20 protein-coding genes are annotated in these 19,330 nt (G+C 67.8%); 4 read left to right on the top strand and 16 right to left on the bottom strand.

What is annotated here, in order from left to right:
* Window positions 1–38: 38 nt before the first annotated feature.
* The 15 genes from CV103_RS04220 to CV103_RS04150 all read right to left on the bottom strand — a co-directional run bounded on the left by CV103_RS04220 (window position 39) and on the right by CV103_RS04150 (window position 12,949).
* Entirely contained in the window at window positions 39–806 is a 768-nt protein-coding gene (locus CV103_RS04220) for a proteasome-type protease (protein WP_107394051.1), read from the bottom strand.
* 24 nt (window positions 807–830) lie between these two features.
* Entirely contained in the window at window positions 831–1,676 is an 846-nt protein-coding gene (locus tag CV103_RS04215; protein ID WP_245896649.1) for a transglutaminase family protein, read from the bottom strand.
* Window positions 1,645–2,580 (bottom strand): alpha-E domain-containing protein, encoded by a 936-nt coding sequence (locus CV103_RS04210; protein ID WP_015457304.1) that lies wholly within the window; start codon window positions 2,578–2,580, stop codon window positions 1,645–1,647. The genes CV103_RS04215 and CV103_RS04210 overlap by 32 nt, the downstream gene beginning before the upstream one ends.
* Window positions 2,580–4,031 (bottom strand): circularly permuted type 2 ATP-grasp protein, encoded by a 1,452-nt coding sequence (locus CV103_RS04205; RefSeq protein WP_107394049.1) that lies wholly within the window; start codon window positions 4,029–4,031, stop codon window positions 2,580–2,582. Before CV103_RS04205 ends, CV103_RS04210 begins: the two co-directional genes overlap by 1 nt.
* 127 nt (window positions 4,032–4,158) lie before the next feature.
* The gene (locus tag CV103_RS04200; protein WP_107394048.1) at window positions 4,159–4,581 is read right to left on the bottom strand and encodes a hypothetical protein; all 423 of its coding nucleotides are present in this window, start codon (window positions 4,579–4,581) and stop codon (window positions 4,159–4,161) included.
* Between the two features lie 215 nt (window positions 4,582–4,796).
* Window positions 4,797–5,498, bottom strand: a complete 702-nt coding sequence (ctrA, locus tag CV103_RS04195; protein WP_015457307.1) for a response regulator transcription factor CtrA — start codon at window positions 5,496–5,498, stop codon at window positions 4,797–4,799.
* A gap of 94 nt (window positions 5,499–5,592) precedes the next feature.
* On the bottom strand, window positions 5,593–5,877 hold the full coding sequence (locus CV103_RS04190; RefSeq protein ID WP_015457308.1) for a hypothetical protein: 285 nt from the start codon (window positions 5,875–5,877) through the stop codon (window positions 5,593–5,595).
* Complete coding sequence (locus CV103_RS04185; RefSeq protein WP_107394047.1) at window positions 5,877–6,920, bottom strand: chemotaxis protein CheB; 1,044 nt, start codon at window positions 6,918–6,920, stop codon at window positions 5,877–5,879. Before CV103_RS04185 ends, CV103_RS04190 begins: the two co-directional genes overlap by 1 nt.
* A 14-nt stretch (window positions 6,921–6,934) precedes the next feature.
* Window positions 6,935–7,300, bottom strand: coding sequence for a response regulator (locus CV103_RS04180; protein WP_041865098.1), 366 nt, complete (start codon window positions 7,298–7,300; stop codon window positions 6,935–6,937).
* A gap of 55 nt (window positions 7,301–7,355) precedes the next feature.
* Window positions 7,356–8,195 carry a CheR family methyltransferase gene (locus tag CV103_RS04175; RefSeq protein WP_107394046.1) on the bottom strand — a complete coding sequence of 280 codons (840 nt, stop codon included), beginning with the start codon at window positions 8,193–8,195 and terminating at the stop codon, window positions 7,356–7,358.
* 115 nt (window positions 8,196–8,310) lie between these two features.
* Entirely contained in the window at window positions 8,311–9,972 is a 1,662-nt protein-coding gene (locus tag CV103_RS04170; RefSeq protein WP_107394045.1) for a chemotaxis protein CheA, read from the bottom strand.
* Entirely contained in the window at window positions 9,969–10,244 is a 276-nt protein-coding gene (locus tag CV103_RS04165) for an STAS domain-containing protein (RefSeq protein WP_107394044.1), read from the bottom strand. Before CV103_RS04165 ends, CV103_RS04170 begins: the two co-directional genes overlap by 4 nt.
* 231 nt (window positions 10,245–10,475) lie before the next feature.
* The gene (ndk, locus tag CV103_RS04160; RefSeq protein WP_015457314.1) at window positions 10,476–10,898 is read right to left on the bottom strand and encodes a nucleoside-diphosphate kinase; all 423 of its coding nucleotides are present in this window, start codon (window positions 10,896–10,898) and stop codon (window positions 10,476–10,478) included.
* Between the two features lie 93 nt (window positions 10,899–10,991).
* Complete coding sequence (locus CV103_RS04155; protein WP_070934213.1) at window positions 10,992–11,432, bottom strand: DNA polymerase III subunit chi; 441 nt, start codon at window positions 11,430–11,432, stop codon at window positions 10,992–10,994.
* A gap of 23 nt (window positions 11,433–11,455) precedes the next feature.
* Window positions 11,456–12,949: a leucyl aminopeptidase gene (locus CV103_RS04150; protein ID WP_107394137.1), complete on the bottom strand. Its 1,494-nt coding sequence runs from the start codon at window positions 12,947–12,949 to the stop codon at window positions 11,456–11,458.
* 248 nt (window positions 12,950–13,197) lie between these two features.
* Here CV103_RS04150 and CV103_RS04145 point away from each other — a divergent pair, with 248 nt between their 5' ends.
* From CV103_RS04145 to rsmA, 4 genes are all read left to right on the top strand, one after another.
* Entirely contained in the window at window positions 13,198–15,396 is a 2,199-nt protein-coding gene (locus tag CV103_RS04145; RefSeq protein ID WP_425443825.1) for an LPS-assembly protein LptD, read from the top strand.
* 79 nt (window positions 15,397–15,475) lie between these two features.
* Window positions 15,476–16,855 carry a peptidylprolyl isomerase gene (locus CV103_RS04140; RefSeq protein ID WP_107394042.1) on the top strand — a complete coding sequence of 460 codons (1,380 nt, stop codon included), beginning with the start codon at window positions 15,476–15,478 and terminating at the stop codon, window positions 16,853–16,855.
* On the top strand, window positions 16,839–17,852 hold the full coding sequence (gene pdxA / locus CV103_RS04135) for a 4-hydroxythreonine-4-phosphate dehydrogenase PdxA (protein ID WP_015457319.1): 1,014 nt from the start codon (window positions 16,839–16,841) through the stop codon (window positions 17,850–17,852). The genes CV103_RS04140 and pdxA overlap by 17 nt, the downstream gene beginning before the upstream one ends.
* Window positions 17,853–17,869: 17 nt before the next feature.
* Window positions 17,870–18,700, top strand: coding sequence for a 16S rRNA (adenine(1518)-N(6)/adenine(1519)-N(6))-dimethyltransferase RsmA (rsmA, locus tag CV103_RS04130; RefSeq protein ID WP_107394040.1), 831 nt, complete (start codon window positions 17,870–17,872; stop codon window positions 18,698–18,700).
* Window positions 18,701–18,782: 82 nt separating this feature from the next.
* Here rsmA and CV103_RS04125 read toward each other — a convergent pair whose 3' ends face one another.
* On the bottom strand, window positions 18,783–19,307 hold the full coding sequence (locus CV103_RS04125; RefSeq protein ID WP_015457321.1) for a hypothetical protein: 525 nt from the start codon (window positions 19,305–19,307) through the stop codon (window positions 18,783–18,785).
* Window positions 19,308–19,330: the final 23 nt, after the last annotated feature.

Below are 19,330 nucleotides of genomic sequence, written 5' to 3'. Positions count from 1 at the left end.
AAGAAAGGCCCGGTCTCGTTCGCGAGGCCGGGCCCTTCTTATGCGCGCGGTGAAATGCCGGCTTCGGCCAGGAAGGGCGGATCGGGAACCGCCGTGCGGCTTTCGTTGAGAAGCTGCGACCAGCGGGCCGACAGCTCCTGGAAATAGGCGTCGTCGCTTTCCAGCCGGCGGCGCACCACCGGCAGGGCCGGATCGGCGGGCATCACCACCATGTCGAACGGCAAGCCTACCGAAAGGTCGGATCGGATCGTGCTGTCGAAGGAGAGCAGCCCGACCTTCACCGCTTCGTCCAGCGGCGAATCATAAGCGAGCGCGCGATCCAGGATGGGCTTGCCGTAGGCGGTGGCCCCAATTTGGAGGAAGGGCGTATCCTGGCCGCATTCGATGAAATTGCCGGCGTCATAGACCAGGAAGAGCGCCAGCGGGCCGCCGCCGATCCGCCCGCCCACCAGCAGCGAGATGCCCGAGGGGACGCCCGCTGCGGCAAGCGCCGGCTTCAGCTCGCGACCGGCGATCATCACCGCTTCGCCGACCAGCTGGGCGGCGCGGAACATGCTCGGCATGTCTTCGATGCGGCGCGGCGGGTCGTCCGCCATCAGGGGCGGCAGCCCTTCGGCGAGCTGGCCGAGGACGTTCTGGGTGACGGAGAGGTTGCCCGCGCTCATGCACAGGATCAACCGGTCGGGCGTGTCCGCCAGCCCGTGCATCTTGCGATAGATCGATATGTTGTCGATCCCGGCATTGGTCCGGGTGTCGGAGATCAGGACAAGCCCGTCACGGAGCAGGATGCCGAGGCAGTAGGTCACGCCATTTCCTCCCGTCGAGGATCGTCAGCCCTCGATTCCAACCCGAACGCCGACATCCAGCACCTCGCTGCCGCCGCCGGTGCGGGTGCCGGAAACGGGGGCGGCATCGCGGTGATCGAGGCCGATGGCGACGCGGACATAATGGTCGTCCGGGCAGCGATCGGCAGTGGGATCGAAGCCGATCCAGCCGAAATCGGCGATGTGCAGCTCCGCCCAGGCATGTGCCGCCTCATGCCATTCATGCTGGTGGGCGGGGCGCAGCACATGGCCGGAAACATAGCGCGCCGGCAGCCCGAGCCGGCGGGCGGCCGCGATCAGCACGTGGGCCAGATCGGCGGCATTGCCCTCCCCTTCCGCATAAGCGGTGGCGGCATTGCGCCCATCGATCCGCCGGCCGGGGACGAAGCGCATCCGGCGATGGACCAGCGCCATCAGCCGGTGCGCGCGATCGAGGGCCGTGCCGTCGGCGCCCTCCACCTCGGCCGCGAGCGCGCGGATCGATTCCGACGCGGCGGTCAGCGGCGTCGCGCGGATATAGAGGACGGGCGGCAGGGTTTCGGCGGCCCCCGCCACCATGCCGGCCTGATCCTGCGTCAGCACCTCCCCCATCACCGCGAGGCTGACCGCATGGACCGGCCCGTCGATATAGAGCATCGCCGTTTCATTGCCGAAACCGTCCCGGCCGGGGCGGAGCCGCGCGTTGCAATCCACGTCGATCCGCCAATCGACGACATTCTGGCCGATATGGCTGCCCGGCACGAGCCGCAGCAGCTGGACGACGCGATCCTGCGGCTCGCTGAAGCGGTAATCCGTGCGATGATGGACGAAGAGCCGCATGTCAGGCGAAGCGGAACTGCTTTCCGATCGCACGGTCAAGCGCGGAATTCTCCACGATGAAGGCGGAGAGATATTCGTGGAGCCCGCCGGCGATGACCCGATCGATGCTGTCGCGCGCCATCGTCGCCTGGCGCGCCCGCGCCATGCGATCGGCCTCGCCCTGCAACCCCGTGCGCTTGCCCAGCAGGTTGAGGTGGGAAACGACCTCGTCCACCGAAGCCGCCAGCGAACGCGGCAGTTCCCGCCGGTGGATCAGCAGCTCCGCCACCTGCACCGGGCGCAGGCCATCGCGATAGAGCCAGCGATAGGCGGTGACCGCCGATACCGTGTGGAGAATGGTGGTCCACTGGTCGCGATCCATCACGCCGCCGACCATTTCGCCCTCGGGCAGAAGCAGGTGATATTTGACGTCGATCAGGCGCGCCGTGTTGTCCGCCCGCTCGACCGCGGCGCCAAGGCTGATGAACCACGAAGGCTCGTTGCGCAGCATACGGTGCAGCGCCCCTTCGAAACCGCGCGTTTCCGCCTTCACCGCATCGACCAGCGCCAGCGTCGCATGGGTGCCGCCGGTGGATGAACGATCGCGCAGACCCAGCCAGGCGCGGTTGATGGCTTCCCACGCCTCCCGCGAGAGCGCGGTGCGGACGGCGCGCGCATTGCCCCGCGCGCTATCGAGGCAGGACCGGATCGAGCTGGGATTATCGTTGGAAAGTGTGAGATAGCGGGCGACGTTGGCGGGGTTCAGCCCCTCCCCGGTCGCGGCGAAGCCATGGTCCGCCGCCGCGACGGCGAGCGCGCTTTCCCAGGCCCCCATGCCCGCGGGGCGGGGGGACAGCGCATCGAGGCGGATCGTCGCTTCGATCAGCCGCGCGGTGAATTCGGCGCGTTCGACATAACGGCCCAGCCAGTAGAGCGAGGCGGCGGTGCGGCTGAGCATCAGCGCCCTCCCCGTTGCGGCCGATCGAGCAGGATCAGGCTGTCCTTGGTGCCCCCGCCCTGGCTGGAATTGACGACGAGCGATCCTTCGCGGAGCGCCACGCGGGTAAGGCCGCCGGGAACGATGGTGACGCCGTCGGCGCCCGACAGGACGAAGGGCCGGAAATCGACATGGCGCGGCGCCACGCCCTGCTCGGTCAGCGTCGGCACGGTGGAAAGCGCCAGCGTCGGCTGGGCGATGTAGCGATGCGGCTCCGCCACCAGGGCGGCGCGGAAGCATTCGATCTCGTGCCGGGTGGCGGTGGGGCCGACCAGCATGCCGTAGCCGCCCGATCCGTCGACCAGCTTCACCACCAGATCGGAAAGATTGTCGAGCACGTAGCGCAGGCAATCGGGCTCGCGGCAGCGCCAGGTTTCGACATTGGGCAGCTTCGCCTCGCTGCCGGTATAATATTTCACGATTTCCGGCATGTAGCTGTAGATCGCCTTGTCATCGGCGATGCCGGTGCCCGGCGCGTTCACCAGCGTGACGTTGCCCGCCATATAAGCGGATACCAGCCCCGGCACGCCGAGCACGGATTCGGGCAGGAAGACGAGCGGATCGAGATAATCGTCGTCGAGGCGGCGATAGATCACGTCCACCCGCACCAGCCCCTCGATCGTCTTCATCCAGACGATATCGTCGTCCACCACCAGATCGGCCGCCTCGACCAGCTCGATCCCCATGGAATCGGCGAGGAAGCTGTGTTCGTAGAAGGCCGAGTTGAAATGGCCGGGGGTCAGCAGCACGCAGACCGGGTTGCTCGACCGCCCCCTGGGCGCCACCGAGCGCAGCGTTCCGTGCAGCGCATCGGGATAATCGTCGACCGGCGCCACAGGAAACAGCTCGAACAATTCCGGGCAGAGGCGGAGCATCGCCTCCCTGTTTTCGAGCATGTAGGAGACGCCCGAGGGCGTGCGGGCATTATCCTCGAGCACGAAGAATTCCTCCGGCCCGGTGCGGACGAGATCGATGCCGCAGATATGGGCGAAGATGCCGTGCGGCGGGCGGGCGCCGGCGAGGACCGGCCGGAACTGCGGGTTGGCAAGGATCAGCTCGGGCGGCACAACGCCATCGGCGATGATCCGCCGCGCGCCATAGACATCGTCGAGGAAGGCGTTGATTGCCACCACCCGCTGCACCAGCCCTTCGGAAAGCCTGGCCCATTCAGGGGCCGTGAAGACGCGCGGCACGATATCGAAGGGGATGATCCGTTCGGCGGCTTCCGCCTCGCCATAGACGGCGAAGGTGATGCCCAGCTGGCGGAAGGCCGCTTCGGCCGCCTGCTGCCGCCGGTTCAGCTCGGCGGGGGGCGTATCCCTGATCCAGCTCCCCAGCGCGGCGAATTCGGGCCGTGCGGCGTCCCCGCCCTCATGCCCTCTGATCTCGTCGAAAGCGGCTCTCTTCCCCATAGGCTGCTTTGCGCGTCCTTTCTGTTACAGGAAGACTGCAACGCTTTGCTGCATTGCACAAGAGCCTGTTTGGAACGCGCGCGCATGGGGCGGCACCACCCGCAAGGGAGCAGTGCCGCAAATCCGGTCAGACGCTCATGAAATCCGGGTAGCGGGCGAGCAGCTCGCCGAATTCATTGTCCGACACATTGAATTCGAAATGCTGGCCATCGGCCGTCTGGCGCAGGCCATAGACATTGTCCCACGCCCAGCCCTCGCCCTTTTCGGGATGGATCTCCCAACGCAGGTGGCAGAGCGCACCGGTGCCAGAAACCGGCTCCACCCGGTAATCGGCAAGCCGGATGTCGAGGCCGAGGCCGCTGCGCTGGAAGCGATCGAGATGGGCCTGCACCATGGCATCGGCATCGGCCCGATCCTCGAACCGGGAAATATAGCCGCCCGTGAAGGAAACATAAGGGAAGCCATAATGATCGGCGAGCGCACCCGCCTTTCCACTGGCCATCGCATCGCCATAGCTGCGGCAGAAATCCTTCGCCCGGTCCATGTCCATGATTCGCCTCTCCTCATTTAGTTTCGTTCATTCACTAAATGAGCCGGCCGATGCCGCCAAGCTGCCGGGATGGCATGTGATGCGCGAAGCGGACGCGGATTGCGGGAGCGTGCAGCAGCACGACGCCGCCAGCCAAAGGCCGACGGCGGAAAGCTTTTCCAAGGAGAGGCGCGGGAGCGAAGGGAGCGGAAAAGCCGCCCCCCATCCGGCCCGGATCAGGCGACCTGGGCGATGCTCGCTTCGTCGGGATCGCGCAGCACATAGCCGCGGCCCCAGACGGTCTCGATATAATTCTCGCCACCGCAAGCGAGGCTCAGCTTCTTGCGCAGCTTGCAGATGAACACGTCGATGATCTTCAGTTCCGGCTCGTCCATCCCGCCATAGAGATGGTTCAGGAACATTTCCTTGGTGAGCGTGGTGCCCTTGCGGAGCGAAAGCAGCTCCAGCATCGCATATTCCTTGCCCGTCAGGTGGACGCGCGCGCCATCGACCTCCACGGTCTTGGCATCGAGGTTCACCGCCAGCTTGCCGGTGCGGATCACCGACTGCGAATGGCCCTTGGACCGGCGGACGACCGCATGGATGCGGGCGATCAGTTCCTCGCGATGGAAGGGCTTGGTGACGTAATCGTCCGCGCCGAAGCCCAGCGCCCGCACCTTCGAATCCATCTCCGAAATGCCGGACAGGATCAGCACCGGCGTCTGCACCCGCGAAGCGCGGAGCTTCTTCAGCACGTCATAGCCGTGCATGTCCGGCAGGTTCAGATCGAGAGCGATCAGATCGTAATCATAGAGCTTGCCAAGATCGAGGCCTTCCTCGCCCAGATCCGTGGTGTAGACATTGAAGCCTTCAGCGTTGAGCATCAGTTCGATGCTCTTCGCGGTCGTCGGTTCGTCCTCGATCAGCAGCACGCGCATAGCGATCCGTCCCCCTCGCTGCCGGAAACGCCCTTTCCGGCCCGCGATAGATGATTAACCACACGCTTGATGAACGCAAAAGGTTAAACGGGGGTTAAGGGGAATTTCCGTTTCCGGGGCAGGCCGTGCCCAGGCGCCGACGAATGCTTTCCAGCGTAATGCCTTGCGCCGCCTGCGGAAGATCGGCGGCACGCAGGATGCGGGCGATGGCGGCCTGGCGCTGGCCGATATCGTCAAGTGCCTGAAGTTCGACGATGAGTTCGGCGTTGAGCGTGATGTTGTCGCACAGCACGCCGCCCAGCCTTTCCAGCCGGCCGCAGACGGCATCCAGCTCGTCGGCGAGCAGCCGCAGGATGCGGCGATCCTCCTCCCCCTCCATCAGGCGGCCGCCTGCGCACGCTGCGATTCGGACCGGAGCAGCAGGCCGATATCGTCGAGGGCAGCGACCGCGGCCGCGGCACCTGCCGCGATGGCGGCGGACGGCGCCTCGCGCACCATGGCGGTGGCGGGGTCCTGGACGATGGTGGTGCCGCCGGCCGCCTTCAGCGCCTTCAGCCCCGCCGCCCCGTCGGTGCCGAGCGCGGTGAGCATCACCCCGATCGAATCGGCCTTCGCCGTCTTGGCGAGCGTCGCGAAAAGCAGGCTGGCCGATGGCCGGGCCCCCGCCACCGGATCGGATGAGATCAGCCGCATCGAGGCATCGGGCCAGCGATCGACGACGATGTGGAAGCGCGGATCGGCTGCCAGATAGATATGACCCTGCCGGAGCGTGAGGCCGTCCTGCGCGAGGCAGACTTCCGCTTTCGTGGCCAGCGCGAGGCGGGCCACCAGCGGATCGACGAAATCGGGATCGAGCGGCATCAGGATGATGGTGGGCGGGCAGTTGGACGGAAGCTCCGGCAGGATGCGGAGCAGCGCATCGACCCCGCCGGTGCCGGCGCTGATCGCGACGATGCGGCCGTTCCAGTCGAATGGCTCCTCGGTCGCGCGGACATAGGGACGGCGCTCGCCGGTCGGCACGCGGCCGGCGGCCGCGGCGCGGACCAGTGCGATCAGCTTGGGCGCGAGGCGGGTAAACTCCTCCAGCGAGGATTGCTGCGGCTTGGGAAAGCATTCCACCGCCCCCAGCTCCAGCGCGCGGAGCGAGGCGGCGGCGCCCTTCTGCGTGACGGAGGAAAGCATCACCACCGGCATCGGCCGCTCGCGCATCACCTCTTCCAGGAAATCAAGGCCGCTCATGCCCGGCATCTCGACATCCAGCGTCATGACGTCGGGGGCGAGCGCCTCGATCTGGCGGCGGGCCTCGTCTGCATCGCCGGCATGGCCGACCACCTCGACGCCCTCGGCCTTGTCCAGCACGCTGGCGAAGAGCGCGCGCATCGTCACCGAATCATCCACCACCAGGACGCGGGCCTGCGACATCGGCTCCCCCCTTTTCAGTGCACGACGCGGCGGACGGCAGCGGCCAGCCGTTCGGGATCGAAGGGCTTCACGATCCATCCCGTGGCGCCGGCCGCCCGCGCGCGGGCCTGCTTGTCCTCCCCGCTTTCGGTGGTGAGGACGAGGATCGGCGTATCGACGAAATCGGCGCGGGCGCGCAGCCGCTCGATCAGGCCGAAGCCGTCGAGGCGGGGCATGTTGATGTCGGTGATGACGAGGCTCGGCATATTGCCTTCCAGCCAGGCGAGCGCGGCCAGGCCGTCCTCCGCCTCCGCCACCCCATAGCCGCGCTGGCTGAGCGTGGCGCGAAGCAGGAGCCGCATGCTCGGCGAATCGTCTACCGCGAGAATCTTCCTGGACATGCGCTGCACCCTTCCGCCTTCGCACCCTTTTCGGCCGGGCGTGGTTAAGAAAGCCCTAGGCGCGCTTGCGGAAGATGCCCTGGCCGGCGGGCGCGAAACGATCGGCGGCGGGACTGGCGAGGGGTTCGTCCACGCCGATGTAGAGATGGCCGCCCGGAACGATCTGGTCCGCCAGGCGGCCGATCAGGCGGTGGCGGGTCGGCTCGTCGAAATCGGGCATCACGTTGCGGCAGAGGATCGCATCGAACAGGCCGCTGACGGGCCAGGCGTTGAGCAGGTTGAGCTGGCGGAAGCGGATGAGGTTGCGCACGGCTTCGCGGATCTCGATCCCGGCGGGGACGGCGGCCGTCCAGGCAGCGCGAAGGGGTGGCGGGATATTGGCGGCGGCCGGATAAAGGCCGCGGCGGGCGGCATCGAGCGCCTGACGGCTGAGATCGGTGGCGAGGATCAGGACATCGCCGTCCAGGATCGCGCGGGCGTCGGCGGATGCGGGGCCGAGGAGCGCCAGGGCGAGCGAATAGGCTTCCTCGCCCGTGGCGCAGCCGGCCGACCACAAGCGCACCCGATCGCCCCGCGCCACCCGATCGAGGATGGCCGGGCGGAGATGCTCGGCGACATGACGGAAATGGCCGTCATCCCGGAAGAAGGCGGTTCCCGTATCGGCCAGCGTCTCGATCGCCAGCGCGCGTTCCTCGCTGTCGGTGCGGATCAGGGCGACATAATCGGCGAAGACTTCGCACCCCCGCGCACGCAGCCGGGCGGAAAGGCGGACGGCGACCGACGCGGCCTTTTCCGGGCCGAGGACGATGCCGGCATGGCTGTGGGCAAGCGTCGCGATCGCCGCGAAATCGGCGGGGGAAAGCGCCGGGCCGCCACCGGATGACTTCCGGAACATCGCGATCAGGCCCGCCGGCGGGCGGACCGATCGACAAGCCGGGCCGCCGACCGCCGCCGATCGCCAATGCTATCCACCAACAACGCCACCCTGCCCCGCCTTTCCATATCCGCGATCACCCGTGCGCCCTGTGCAGGATCGGCGGCGGCGCCATCAAGCCTTGAAATGGCGGCGCTACGGCGCGCGGCAACGGCAGCGCGAGGGTGAAGGCGGTGCCCTGCCCCGGCCGGGATCGGATGACGACCCGGCCGCCCAGCGCCCGCACATTCTGGCGGACGACATCCATGCCGACGCCGCGCCCGGAAATGCTGGACAGCGCCCGCGCGGTGGAGAAGCCGGGGACGAAGATCAGCTCGTCCACCTCCTCCTCGCTCAGCCGCGCGTCGGCGGGCACGAGGCCGCGATCGACGGCGAGCGCGCGGACATGATCGCGATCGATGCCGCGCCCGTCATCCTCGACGGTGATGAGCACCTCGCCCTCGCCGTGCACGGCGGCGAGGCGGACGACGCCTTCGGCCGGCTTGCCCACGGCGACGCGATCGGCCGGCAGCTCAATACCATGATCGACGGAGTTGCGGATCAGATGGGTCAGCGGCTCGCCGATCCGTTCGATGACGGTGCGATCAAGCTCGATATCTTCGCCTTCCACCTCCAGCCTGATGCGCTTGCCGGTCTGCGCCTCCAGCTCGCGGACGATGCGGTGGACGCGGCTGAACACCGCCTCGACCGGCTGGGTGCGGATCGCCTGCGCGCTGTGCTGGAGATCGCGGGCCAGCCGATCGAGATCGGCCATTTCGGCGATGCCGGCCAGTCCCTCGCCCCCAAGCCGCAGCCCCAGCCGCGTCTGGGCCAGGCCGAGCGCCCCGATCAGATCGACGAGGCGGTCGAGCTTGTCGAGATCGACCCGGATCGTCTGCGGCGCGGCGAACGAAGCGGCGGCTTTCGGACGCACGGGCGGCAGGGAAACGACGTGGGCTGCCGGCGCAGGAGCCGGAAGGGCCGCAGCGTCCGCCCGCTCGATCGCGAGATCGCATTCGCCCGCGACGAACTCGAATATCTCCGCGATCGCGGCGCGCGGCACGTCGGCGGGCAGCCGGAAGGTCCAGCCCAGATAGGCACCGCGCGGATCGAGCGCGTCGAGCGCCGGGATATCCGCATGATCGACCGACAGAAGCTCCCCGCCGAGCGCCGCCAGCTCGCGCAGCAGAAGCAGCGGTTCATGGCCATGGCGCAGCGCGCCGGGACCGGGGCGGAAGCGGACCAGCCATGGCTGCGAAGGCGTATTGGTCGGCGAATCCCGCTCCAGATCGCCGAGCAGGGCATCGAGATCGAAGCTGAGGCCGGTGACGTCGGCCGCTCCGCAGGGCGCCGCGGAAACCGCCAGCACGGGCTGCGACGGCGCGGGCGATCCAGCGGCGCGGAGCAGCGCCAGGATTTCGCCGTCGTCCGGCGGGGCCAGCCGCGCGCGGGTGGCGGCGACATGATCCGCCAGCCTGTCGAAGGCGCGGAACATGAGCGTGAGCACATCATCCGACAGAGCAAGATCGCCGCCGCGCACCAGATCGAGCACGGTTTCGAAATGATGGGTGAAGGATTGGAGCGCGGAAAACCCGAAAGCCCCCGCCCCGCCCTTGATCGAATGGACGGCGCGGAAGATCTGATTGATGGTTTCACCGTCGTGGCCGCCCGTCCGGCAGGCCATCAGCGCCGCTTCGGCAGCGGCCAGCCCTTCGTCGCATTCCTGGAAGAAGAGGCCCTGTATCTCTTCGTTCGTCATGCCGCCACGCCCTGGGCCGGAACGAAGGGCGGCAGGGATTGCAGGCCGGCGAGCGCCGCCATGCCGGCCAGCGATTCGGACGGGGCCTCGAGACGGGCTTCTACCGAGCGGGCGGCTGCGAGCAGCATCTGGAGGCCGGCCTGGCCGATCTGGACGACCCCGCTGCCGTGCAGCGTGACGGCTTCGCCTGCATCCATCGCCGCGCGCAGCAACGGCGCCAGCCGAGCCACGGCCTGCCCGTCCATCACCGGCGGAAGTTCGATATGCCTCATGCCCCTCCAAGGCGCCTATCGCACCGGCCCCGTCACGGCCGGCGGCGGGAAAGCTAGCAAGGGAGGGTTAACCGATCGAAAAGGCGATCCTTTCCGGCGGGCTTCGCGGAATACGAAAACGGCCGGCCCGACGCGTGCCGGGCCGGCCGTTTTTCGTTCGGATCGCCTTTGCTGCGCCCCCGCGGGAAGGCGGCAAGGCCAGGCCGGGCGCCATCACCCGGCCCATCCGGTTCAGCCGACGATTTCTTCCGGCTTGAAGAAGAAGGCGATTTCGATCGCGGCATTTTCCAGGCTGTCGGAACCGTGGACCGAATTGGCCTCGATCGATTCCGCGAATTCCTTGCGGATGGTGCCCGGTTCGGCATTGGCCGGGTTGGTGGCGCCCATCACTTCGCGGTTGCGGGCGACGGCGTTCTCGCCTTCCAGAACCTGCACGACCACGGGGCCGGAGATCATGAAGCTGACGAGATCGTTGAAGAAGGGGCGTTCCTTGTGGACGCCGTAGAAGCCTTCAGCCTGTTCCTTCGTCATCTGGATGCGGCGCGAAGCGACGACGCGCAGGCCGGCTTCCTCCAGCTTGGCGGTGATCGCGCCGGTCAGGTTGCGACGGGTGGCGTCGGGCTTGATGATCGAAAAGGTGCGTTCGGTCGCCATGGCCGAGCGTGCTCCATGATATTTGGGGTGTGGAAAGTGGCGGCTCTCTAGTCTTTGAGGCGTCGTTAAGCAAGCCGGGGCCGCCGCGAACGATCAGGCGGCCTTCGCCCAGCGCCCGCTTTCGTCCTGCTTCCAGAAATTGCGGACGACATCCTCGCGTCCGGCCAGCGCCTTCCAGGCGGCGCGCGCGGCATCGATCGAGCCGTCGTCGAAAAGATGGAAGGCGCGGTCGAAGGCGAGCGCCTCGTCGCGCCAGATGCCGTCCGCCAGCGCGATGTTGCGCGCGCCATTGGCGGCATCGGCCGTGGCGGCGATCAGCACGGGTTGCAGCGCCTCCCCCCCATCACCGGCGCGGCCGTGGGGGAGGAAGCTGTCCGCCGCATAGGTCCAGAGCTGCTGGTCCAGCCGGGCGGCCTGCCCATCGTCGGCGCAGACCACCAGCAGCCGCGCGCCATCCGCCAGCAGGCGTTCGGCGATGCGCGGCAGCACCCGTTCGATCGGGCTGGAGGCCAGGTGGTAGAAATCAACCTGCACGCAGCCTCCCCCCGCTATCCCGGTCAGCCTTCGAAGCGATCGGCGACGAGCCGGTCGAGCAGGCGCACGCCATAGCCGGTGGCGCCCTTGTCCCACAAAGTGCCAGGCTTCGCGGCCCAGACCATGCCGGCGATGTCGAGATGCGCCCAGCGCACGCCATCTTCCACATAACGCTGGAGGAATTGCGCGGCCGAGATGGAGCCGGCATCGCGCGGGCCGACATTCTTCATGTCCGCGATCGGGCTTTCGATCAGCTTGTCATAGGCGTCCGACAGCGGGAAGCGCCACAGCTTCTCGGCCGTCGCGCGGCCGGCGGCGAGAAGCTGGTCGGCCAGCTCGTCGCTGTTGCTGAACAGGCCGCCATGCTCATGGCCCAGCGCGATGATCATCGCGCCGGTCAGCGTGGCGAGATCGATCACCGTCTTCACCTTGTGCGTCTTCTGCACCCAGGTGATCGCGTCGCAGAGCACCAGACGCCCCTCGGCATCGGTGTTGATGACCTCGATCGTCTGGCCGGACATGCTGGTGACGACATCGCCGGGGCGCTGGGCATTGCCGTCCGGCATGTTCTCAACCAGCCCGCAGACGCCGATGACATGGGCCTTGGCCTTGCGCCCGGCCAGCGCCTTCATCACGCCGGCGACGGCGCCGGCGCCGCCCATGTCCCACTTCATATCCTCCATGCCGCCGGCCGGCTTGATCGAAATGCCGCCGGTGTCGAAGGTCACGCCCTTGCCGACGAAGGCCACCGGTTCACGGGTGCCGCCGGTGCCGTCCCACTTCATCACCAGCAGGCGCGGCTGGCGGACGGAGCCCTGCGCCACGCCCAGCAGCGCGCCCATGCCCAGCTTCGCCATCTGATCGGCATCGAGCACCTCGATCTCCACGCCGAGGTCCTTGAGCGGCTGGCAGCGGGCGACGAAGCTTTCGGGGTAGATGATGTTGGCGGGCTCGCTCACCAGCTCGCGGCTGAAGGCGATGCCGTCCGCCAGCGCCTTCAGCGGCGCCCAGGCGGCCTCCGCCTGCGCCGCGAAGCCCTCGCCCGCGCCGACGATCACGATTTCCTCCAGGCTCGGGCGCGATTTGGCCGGAAGCTTGGTGCGATAGACGTCGTGGCGCCAGCCGCGCAGCAACGCGCCGAAGGCCACCTGCGCGGCCGCCTTGCCGGCCTCCGCATCGCCAAGCGGCGAAAGATCGATCACGAGGCGGGTTTCGCCCGAGGTGAGCAGGCGGGCGACGAGCGCGCTGCCCGCCTTTTCGAAGCCCGACGGATCGGCATCGCCGCCCTTGCCGGCGCCGGCCAGGATCACGCGGCGAACGCCGTCGCCTTCCGGCAGGACCGCCTCGGCCAGGCCGCCGGCATCCCCTTCGAAGCGCGCGCCTTCCGCCGCGCGGCGGGCAAGCGCGAGGGCCGCGCCCTCCAGCCCGGCGCGCGCCGCGGGATCGGCCCCGCCGGCCACAATGAGGGCGAGCACATGATCGCCCTCGGGGCGGACGGCGGCAAAACGCACCTGCATCGGAACATGCATCCTTCTGTTGAGTCTTGCCCCATCTAGAGGCTGATCGCCGCAGATTGAAGATGGCGACGGCGATCGCCGATTTTCGCCCGCCGAACGCCGGGCTGCGACGGGGCACGCAAAGGGTGTGTTGCAGCGGGCGATGGAGGGTGCGATAGGCGGGCGCTCAGCCGTTCGTTCCGGCTTTCGCGTGGGGGATCGTGATCCAGTTCAAGCCGATATGCCTGACAGCCCTGCCGCTGGCCCTGATGTGGGCCCAGCCGCTGCTCGCGCAGGATTTGCAGGATCGCGAACAAGGCCCGCCGCCCGCCGGCGGCACGCCGCTTCCCGCGAACGATCAGGAGGTGACGTTCAGCGCCGCCCAGATCGAATATGACGATGACGCCGATATCGTCACCGCCACCGGCGACGTGCGCATGCTGCGCGCCGGCAGCCGGCTGCGCGCGGAGAAGGTGTCGTGGAACCGCAAGACGGGCGAGGTGACGGCCGAGGGCAATGTCGCCGTCGTCAATCCCGCCGGCGACACCGCTTATGGCGACAATGTGCGGCTGACCGACACGCTGAAGGACGGCGTGATCGAAAATCTGCTGCTGGTGCTGGACGATGGCGGCCGGCTGGCGGCGGACATGGGCACGCGGGTGAACGGCGTATCGACGCTGGATCACGCCGCCTACACGCCCTGCCACGTCACCAACCCGGATGGATGCCCCAAGAATCCGAGCTGGAAGATCACCGCCGTCCGCGTCGTCCACGATCCGGTCAAGCGGCGCATATCCTACGACGATGCGAAGCTCACCCTGTTCGGCCAGCCCTTGATCTGGCTGCCGGGCCTCTCCCACCCCGACGGCAGCGAGGGTGGCGGCTCGGGCCTGCTGATGCCGAACGTCAACTACAGCCGCACCAACGGCTTCGAGATCGCGACGCCCTATTACATCCAGCTCGCCCCCAACCGGGACGTGACGCTGACGCCGCACATCTATTCCAGCGTGCTGCCGGGGATCGAGGCGCAATATCGCGAGCTGACCTCCCTCGGCGCCTATAGCGTCGGCGGGTTCCTGACATATAGCCGGCGGCAGTCGCCCAGCATCGTCGACGATCCGACGGCGGACAGCAGCCGCGACATACGCGGCTATTTCGAGGCGAACGGTCGCTTCCAGTTCGATCCGCAATGGAGCCTGAGCGCCTCCACCCGCGTCACTACCGACAAGACCTTCCTGCGCCGCTACGACATATCGCGCGACGATCGGCTGCGTTCGACCTTCAACCTCGAGCGGATCGACGCCGACAGCTATCTGTCGATCGCGGGCTGGGCGGTGCAGAGCCTGCGCGCCGAGGACAAGGGCGGCAACCAGCCGATCGCGCTGCCGGCGATCGACTATCGCCTGCGGCTGGACGATCCGCTGCTGGGCGGCAAGGTGCAGATCCAGGCCAACAGCCTCGCCATATTGCGCACGGCGGGCCAGGATACGCAGCGCGCCTTCGCCGGCGCGCGCTGGGACCTGCGCCAATATACCGGGCTGGGCCAGGAATTGACGCTGACCGCCTATAGCCGCGCCGACATCTACCATACGGACGATGTCCTATCGACGCTGACGCCCAGCTATCGCGGCAAGGCCGGCTGGGAAGGCCGCGCGATCGGCGCGCTCGCCGCCGACATGCGCTGGCCGTTCGTGGGCGAGTTCCTGGGCGGGACGCAGCAGATCACGCCGCGCGTGCAGATGGTGGCGACGCCGCGCACCAAGAATCTGGACATCCCCAACGAGGATGCCCGCGCCGTCGACCTCGAGGATTCGAACCTGTTCGCGCTCAACCGCTTCCCCGGCTACGACCGGTGGGAGGATGGCAGCCGCGTCACCTATGGCGTGGAATGGGCGGTGGACCTGCCGCGCTTCTCGCTGCGCAGCGTGGTGGGGCAGAGCTATCGGCTGAACAGCCGCCCGTCGATCCTGCCCGAAGGCACCGGTCTTTCGGATCGCCATTCCGACATCGTCGGCCGCACCACATTGAAATACAGCAATTTTGTTGAGTTCACGCACCGTTATCGGCTGGACAAGGACAATCTCGCCATCCGCCGTAACGAGATGGACCTGACGCTGGGCAGCAGCCGCACCTATGTGACGGCCGCCTATCTGCGCCTCAACCGCGACATCGATCCCTCGATCGAGGATTTGCGCGACCGCGAGGAAGTGCGGCTGGGCGCGCGGCTGCAGCTGGCGCGTTACTGGTCGGTCTTCGGATCGACGGTGATCGACCTCACCGGCCGGCAGGAGGATCCCCTGTCGCAGGCCGACGGGTTCGAGCCCGTCCGCCACCGGCTGGGCTTCCTTTACGACGACGAGTGCATTGAGCTTGGCGTGACGTGGCGGCGCGACTATGACGCCACCGGCGATGCCCGCCGCGGCAATACCTTCCTGTTGCGGGTAGCGCTGAAGAATTTGGGCCGCTAAGCCTGCGTTCAGCCGCCGCTGCGCAAAATATGCGTTTGAAGCGACCTGTTTTCCGATACCAGTATTCGATGGGGTGAGAGTGAAGGCGCAGTTCAGGAACAATCGCAAGGCGTTGCTGCGTTTCCGGCCCGGATTGGGCGTTGCCGCCGCGGTTCTTGCAGGCCTGTCGATGTCGGCGCTGCCGGCGCAAACGGTGGAAGATGATGCCGCGGCCCCGGCTTCCGCGCTCAACCTGCCGAAGGACCTGACCATCTTCGGCCCGTCCGATCCATCGGTCCGCAAGGCGACCGCGATCGTCAACGGCACGATCATCACCGACACGGACGTGGATCAGCGGCTGGCGCTTGTGGTGGCGGCCAATGGCGGCAAGGTGAGCGACGATGAGCGCGAGCGGCTGAAGCTGCAGGTGCTGCGCAACCTGATCGACGAGACGCTGCAGATCCAGGAGGCCAAGGCCAACGAGATCACGATCACGTCGGCCGAGATCGACCAGACCTTCGCCCGCGTGGCCGGCAACTTCAAGCGCACGCCCGATCAGTTCGCCGCCTATCTGCGCGAACAGGGCGCCTCCGCCGCGTCGCTCCGCCGCCAGATCGAGGGCGAGCTTGCCTGGCGCCGCCTGCTGGGCCGCCGCGTCGAGCCCTTCGTCAATGTCGGCGAGGAAGAAGTGAACGCGGTGATCCAGCGGCTCAACGCCTCCAAGGGCGCGACAGAGCTGCATATCGCCGAAATCTTCCTGTCCGCCACGCCCGACAGCAATGACGAGGTGGTGCAGAACGCCCATCGGATCGTGAACCAGATCCGCCAGGGCGCATCCTTCGTCGCTTATGCACGGCAATTCTCCGAAGCATCGACGGCGGCCGTGGGCGGCGACCTTGGCTGGGTGCGCGGCGAACAGCTGCCGGATTCGCTGGCGGCCGCCGCGGCCTCGCTGGAGCGCGGCCAGATCAGCGATCCCGTGCCCGTTCCCGGCGGCTATTCGATCATCGCGCTGGTGGACAAGCGCCAGGTGCTGATGGCCGATCCCGCCGATGCGCAGCTGGCGCTCAAGCAGGTATCGATCAGCTTCCCCAAGGGGATGACGCAGGCCGAAGCGACGCCCAAGGTGGAGCAGTTCGCCACGGCGATGAAGCATATCACCGGCTGCGGCACGGTGGAGAAGGTGGCCAAGGATATCGGCGCGGAAGTTATCGACAACGATCAGGTCCGCATCCGCGATCTGCCGGCCCCGCTGCAGAAGATGATGATCGACCTGCAGATCGGCCAGGCCACCGCGCCCTTCGGATCGCTGGGCGATGGCGTGCGCGTGCTGGTGCTGTGCGGCCGCGACGAAAGCCAGGTCGGTTCCGGCCCGTCCTTCGACCAGATCCTTGCCCAGATGGAGGAAGAGCGCGTCAACCGCCGCGCCCGCCGCTATCTGCGCGACCTCAGGCGAGACGCGGTTGTCGATTATCGCTGATTCGCCCCCGATCCCGCCTCTGGCGGTCGCGCTTGGCGATCCCGCCGGGATCGGCCCCGAAATCGTCGCCAAGGCCTGGGAGGCGCGCCACGACGCCTGCGTGCCGCCCTTCTTCGCGGTGGGCGACGCCCGCTCGATCGTCGCGGTATGGGATGGCCCCCTCCAGCGCATCGGATCGCCCGACGAGGCGCTGCGCACCTTCGCGCACGCGCTGCCGCTGATCCAGATGGAGGATGCCGGCGAGATCATTCCCGGCGAACCCAATATGGCCGGCGCGCGCTGCTCGCTCGATTCGCTGGAGCTGGCGGTGGGCCTCACCCGATCGGGCGCGGCCGGCGCGCTGGTGACGGGGCCCGTTTCCAAGGCCCAGCTTTATTCGATCGGCTTCGTCCATCCCGGCCAGACCGAGTTCGTGGCCGAACGCTGCGGCATTTCCGGCGCCAATGCGGTTATGATGCTCGCCGGCCCCAGCCTGCGCACCGTGCCGGTGACGACGCATGTGCCGTTGGCCGAAGTGCAGGCATTGCTGAGCATCGACCTGATCGTGGCCAAGGCCAGGGCCACCGAGCGGGGGCTGATCCGCAATTTCGGCATCGAGAAGCCCCGCCTGGTGATCGCCGGCTTCAACCCCCATGCCGGCGAGGGCGGCGCGCTGGGCCGCGAGGAGATCGACTTCATCATCCCCGCGATCGAGATATTGCGCAGCGAAGGCGTGGACGTGATGGGGCCGCTGGCGGCCGACACGATGTTCCATGCCCGCGCCCGCGCGCAATATGACGCGGCGATCTGCCTCTATCACGATCAGGCCCTGATCCCCCTGAAGACGCTGCATTTCGACGAAGGCGTCAACATGACACTGGGCCTGCCGATCGTGCGCACCGCACCCGATCACGGCACCGCCTTCGAGATTGCCGGCCGCGACAAGGCCAACCCCGGCGCGATGATCTCCGCGATCCGCATGGCCGGCGAGGCCGCCGGCTTCCGCTGCATGGCGTGACGGTGGACGACGCGAGGATGGACGGCCTGAAGGCGCTGCCGCCGCTGCGCGACGTGATCGCGCGCCACGGGCTTTCCGCATCCAAGGCGCTGGGCCAGAACTTCCTGTTCGACGGCCAGCTGCTCGATCGCATCGCCCGCGTGCCGGGATCGCTGGAGAGCGAGACCGTGTTCGAGGTCGGCCCCGGCCCCGGCGGCCTGACCCGCGCGCTGCTGGGCGCCGGGGCGAATGTGGTTGCGGTGGAGCGCGATCGCCGCTGCCTGCCGGCGCTTGCGGAACTGGACGAGGCATCGGGCGGCCGGCTGCGGGTAATTTCCGGCGACGCGCTGGAGGTGGATGCCGAAGCCGAGGCCGGCCGGGGCGCCCATATCGTCGCCAACCTGCCCTATAATGTCGGCACCGCCCTGCTGGTGAACTGGCTGGGCAGCGAGGCGTGGCCACCCTGGTGGCGATCGCTGACCCTGATGTTCCAGAAGGAAGTCGCCGAACGCATCGTCGCGGCGCCCGGCACCTCCGCTTATGGGCGGCTGGCGGTGCTGGCGCAGTGGCGCGCGACCGCGCGGCTGGCCTTCACCGTCCATAGATCCGCCTTCGTGCCGCCGCCCAAGGTGATGTCCGCCGTCGTCCATATCGTGCCGGCCGCCCAGCCGGAGGGCGTGAAGCTCGCCAACCTGGAACGGATCACGGCCGCCGCCTTCGGCCAGCGCCGCAAGATGCTGCGCCAGAGCCTGAAGGGCGTTCCCGGCGCGCTGGACGCGCTGGACCGGATCGGTATCGATCCGCAGCGGCGGGCGGAAACCCTGTCGGTCGATGAATTCGTGGCGATCGCCCGCATCATGGGGCGATAACGCCAGCTCGCGGATGCCCTGTCCCGAAAGAGAGGACAGGTCCGAAAAGAAGAAGGGGGCCGAACGCCCCCTCCCCTGCTTCTTACTGCTTGGCCGCCGGTTCCTGGCTCTTGGGCGCGACCGTGGTTCCCGCCTGGGCGGTGACGACGGCGGGCGGCGGGCCCTTGGCGATGGCGGCGGCAAGCTCGGTCGCCTGGCCGCATTCCGCCTTGCACAGCGTGCGGATGCGCGCGAGGTTGGCCTTGGCGCGATCGACCGCGCCCTTCTGCACCAATGCCTCGCCCTGCGCGGTCAGCGCGGCGAGATCATTGGGTTCCAGCGCCAGCGCCTCGCGATAGAAGCGGATCGCCTTGCCCGGCAGTTCCTGCGCCTGGGCGACACGGCCCAGCGCCACGAAGGCGGCGCGGTTGCGCGGATCGACCGCGAGCGCGGTTTCGAGATAATCGTTGGCGGCGACAAGATTGCCCGCGCGACGCGCGGCTTCGCCCTGCTGCATCAGCGCCAGCGAGCGGGGATTGATCTGATCGTCCGGCTTCTGGCCGTAGCCGACGCTGGAAACCGTGGCGAAGGCCAGGGAGATGACAAGGGCGATCGGAGACAAACGCATGAACAACTCCGTGAGGGTCTCTT

It is taken from the genome of Edaphosphingomonas fennica (assembly GCF_003034225.1).
GTDB classification, from domain to species: Bacteria; Pseudomonadota; Alphaproteobacteria; order Sphingomonadales; family Sphingomonadaceae; genus Sphingomonas_E; species Sphingomonas_E fennica.
This window is presented reverse-complemented; position numbering and strand designations above follow the sequence as displayed.

Bases quoted from the DNA above. Each gene is read 5' to 3' on its own strand.
- CV103_RS04210 (WP_015457304.1), bottom strand. From the start codon at position 2,580: ATGCTCAGCCGCACCGCCGCCTCGCTCTACTGGCTGGGCCGTTATGTC.
- CV103_RS04205 (WP_107394049.1), bottom strand. From the start codon at position 4,031: ATGGGGAAGAGAGCCGCTTTCGACGAGATCAGAGGGCATGAGGGCGGG.
- CV103_RS04200 (WP_107394048.1), bottom strand. From the start codon at position 4,581: ATGGACATGGACCGGGCGAAGGATTTCTGCCGCAGCTATGGCGATGCG.
- ctrA (WP_015457307.1), bottom strand. From the start codon at position 5,498: ATGCGCGTGCTGCTGATCGAGGACGAACCGACGACCGCGAAGAGCATC.
- CV103_RS04190 (WP_015457308.1), bottom strand. From the start codon at position 5,877: ATGGAGGGGGAGGAGGATCGCCGCATCCTGCGGCTGCTCGCCGACGAG.
- CV103_RS04185 (WP_107394047.1), bottom strand. From the start codon at position 6,920: ATGTCGCAGGCCCGCGTCCTGGTGGTGGATGATTCGGTGACGATGCGC.
- CV103_RS04180 (WP_041865098.1), bottom strand. From the start codon at position 7,300: ATGTCCAGGAAGATTCTCGCGGTAGACGATTCGCCGAGCATGCGGCTC.
- CV103_RS04175 (WP_107394046.1), bottom strand. From the start codon at position 8,195: ATGTTCCGGAAGTCATCCGGTGGCGGCCCGGCGCTTTCCCCCGCCGAT.
- CV103_RS04170 (WP_107394045.1), bottom strand. From the start codon at position 9,972: ATGACGAACGAAGAGATACAGGGCCTCTTCTTCCAGGAATGCGACGAA.
- CV103_RS04165 (WP_107394044.1), bottom strand. From the start codon at position 10,244: ATGAGGCATATCGAACTTCCGCCGGTGATGGACGGGCAGGCCGTGGCT.
- ndk (WP_015457314.1), bottom strand. From the start codon at position 10,898: ATGGCGACCGAACGCACCTTTTCGATCATCAAGCCCGACGCCACCCGT.
- CV103_RS04150 (WP_107394137.1), bottom strand. From the start codon at position 12,949: ATGCAGGTGCGTTTTGCCGCCGTCCGCCCCGAGGGCGATCATGTGCTC.
- CV103_RS04145 (WP_425443825.1), top strand. From the start codon at position 13,198: ATGTGGGCCCAGCCGCTGCTCGCGCAGGATTTGCAGGATCGCGAACAA.
- rsmA (WP_107394040.1), top strand. From the start codon at position 17,870: ATGGACGGCCTGAAGGCGCTGCCGCCGCTGCGCGACGTGATCGCGCGC.
- CV103_RS04125 (WP_015457321.1), bottom strand. From the start codon at position 19,307: ATGCGTTTGTCTCCGATCGCCCTTGTCATCTCCCTGGCCTTCGCCACG.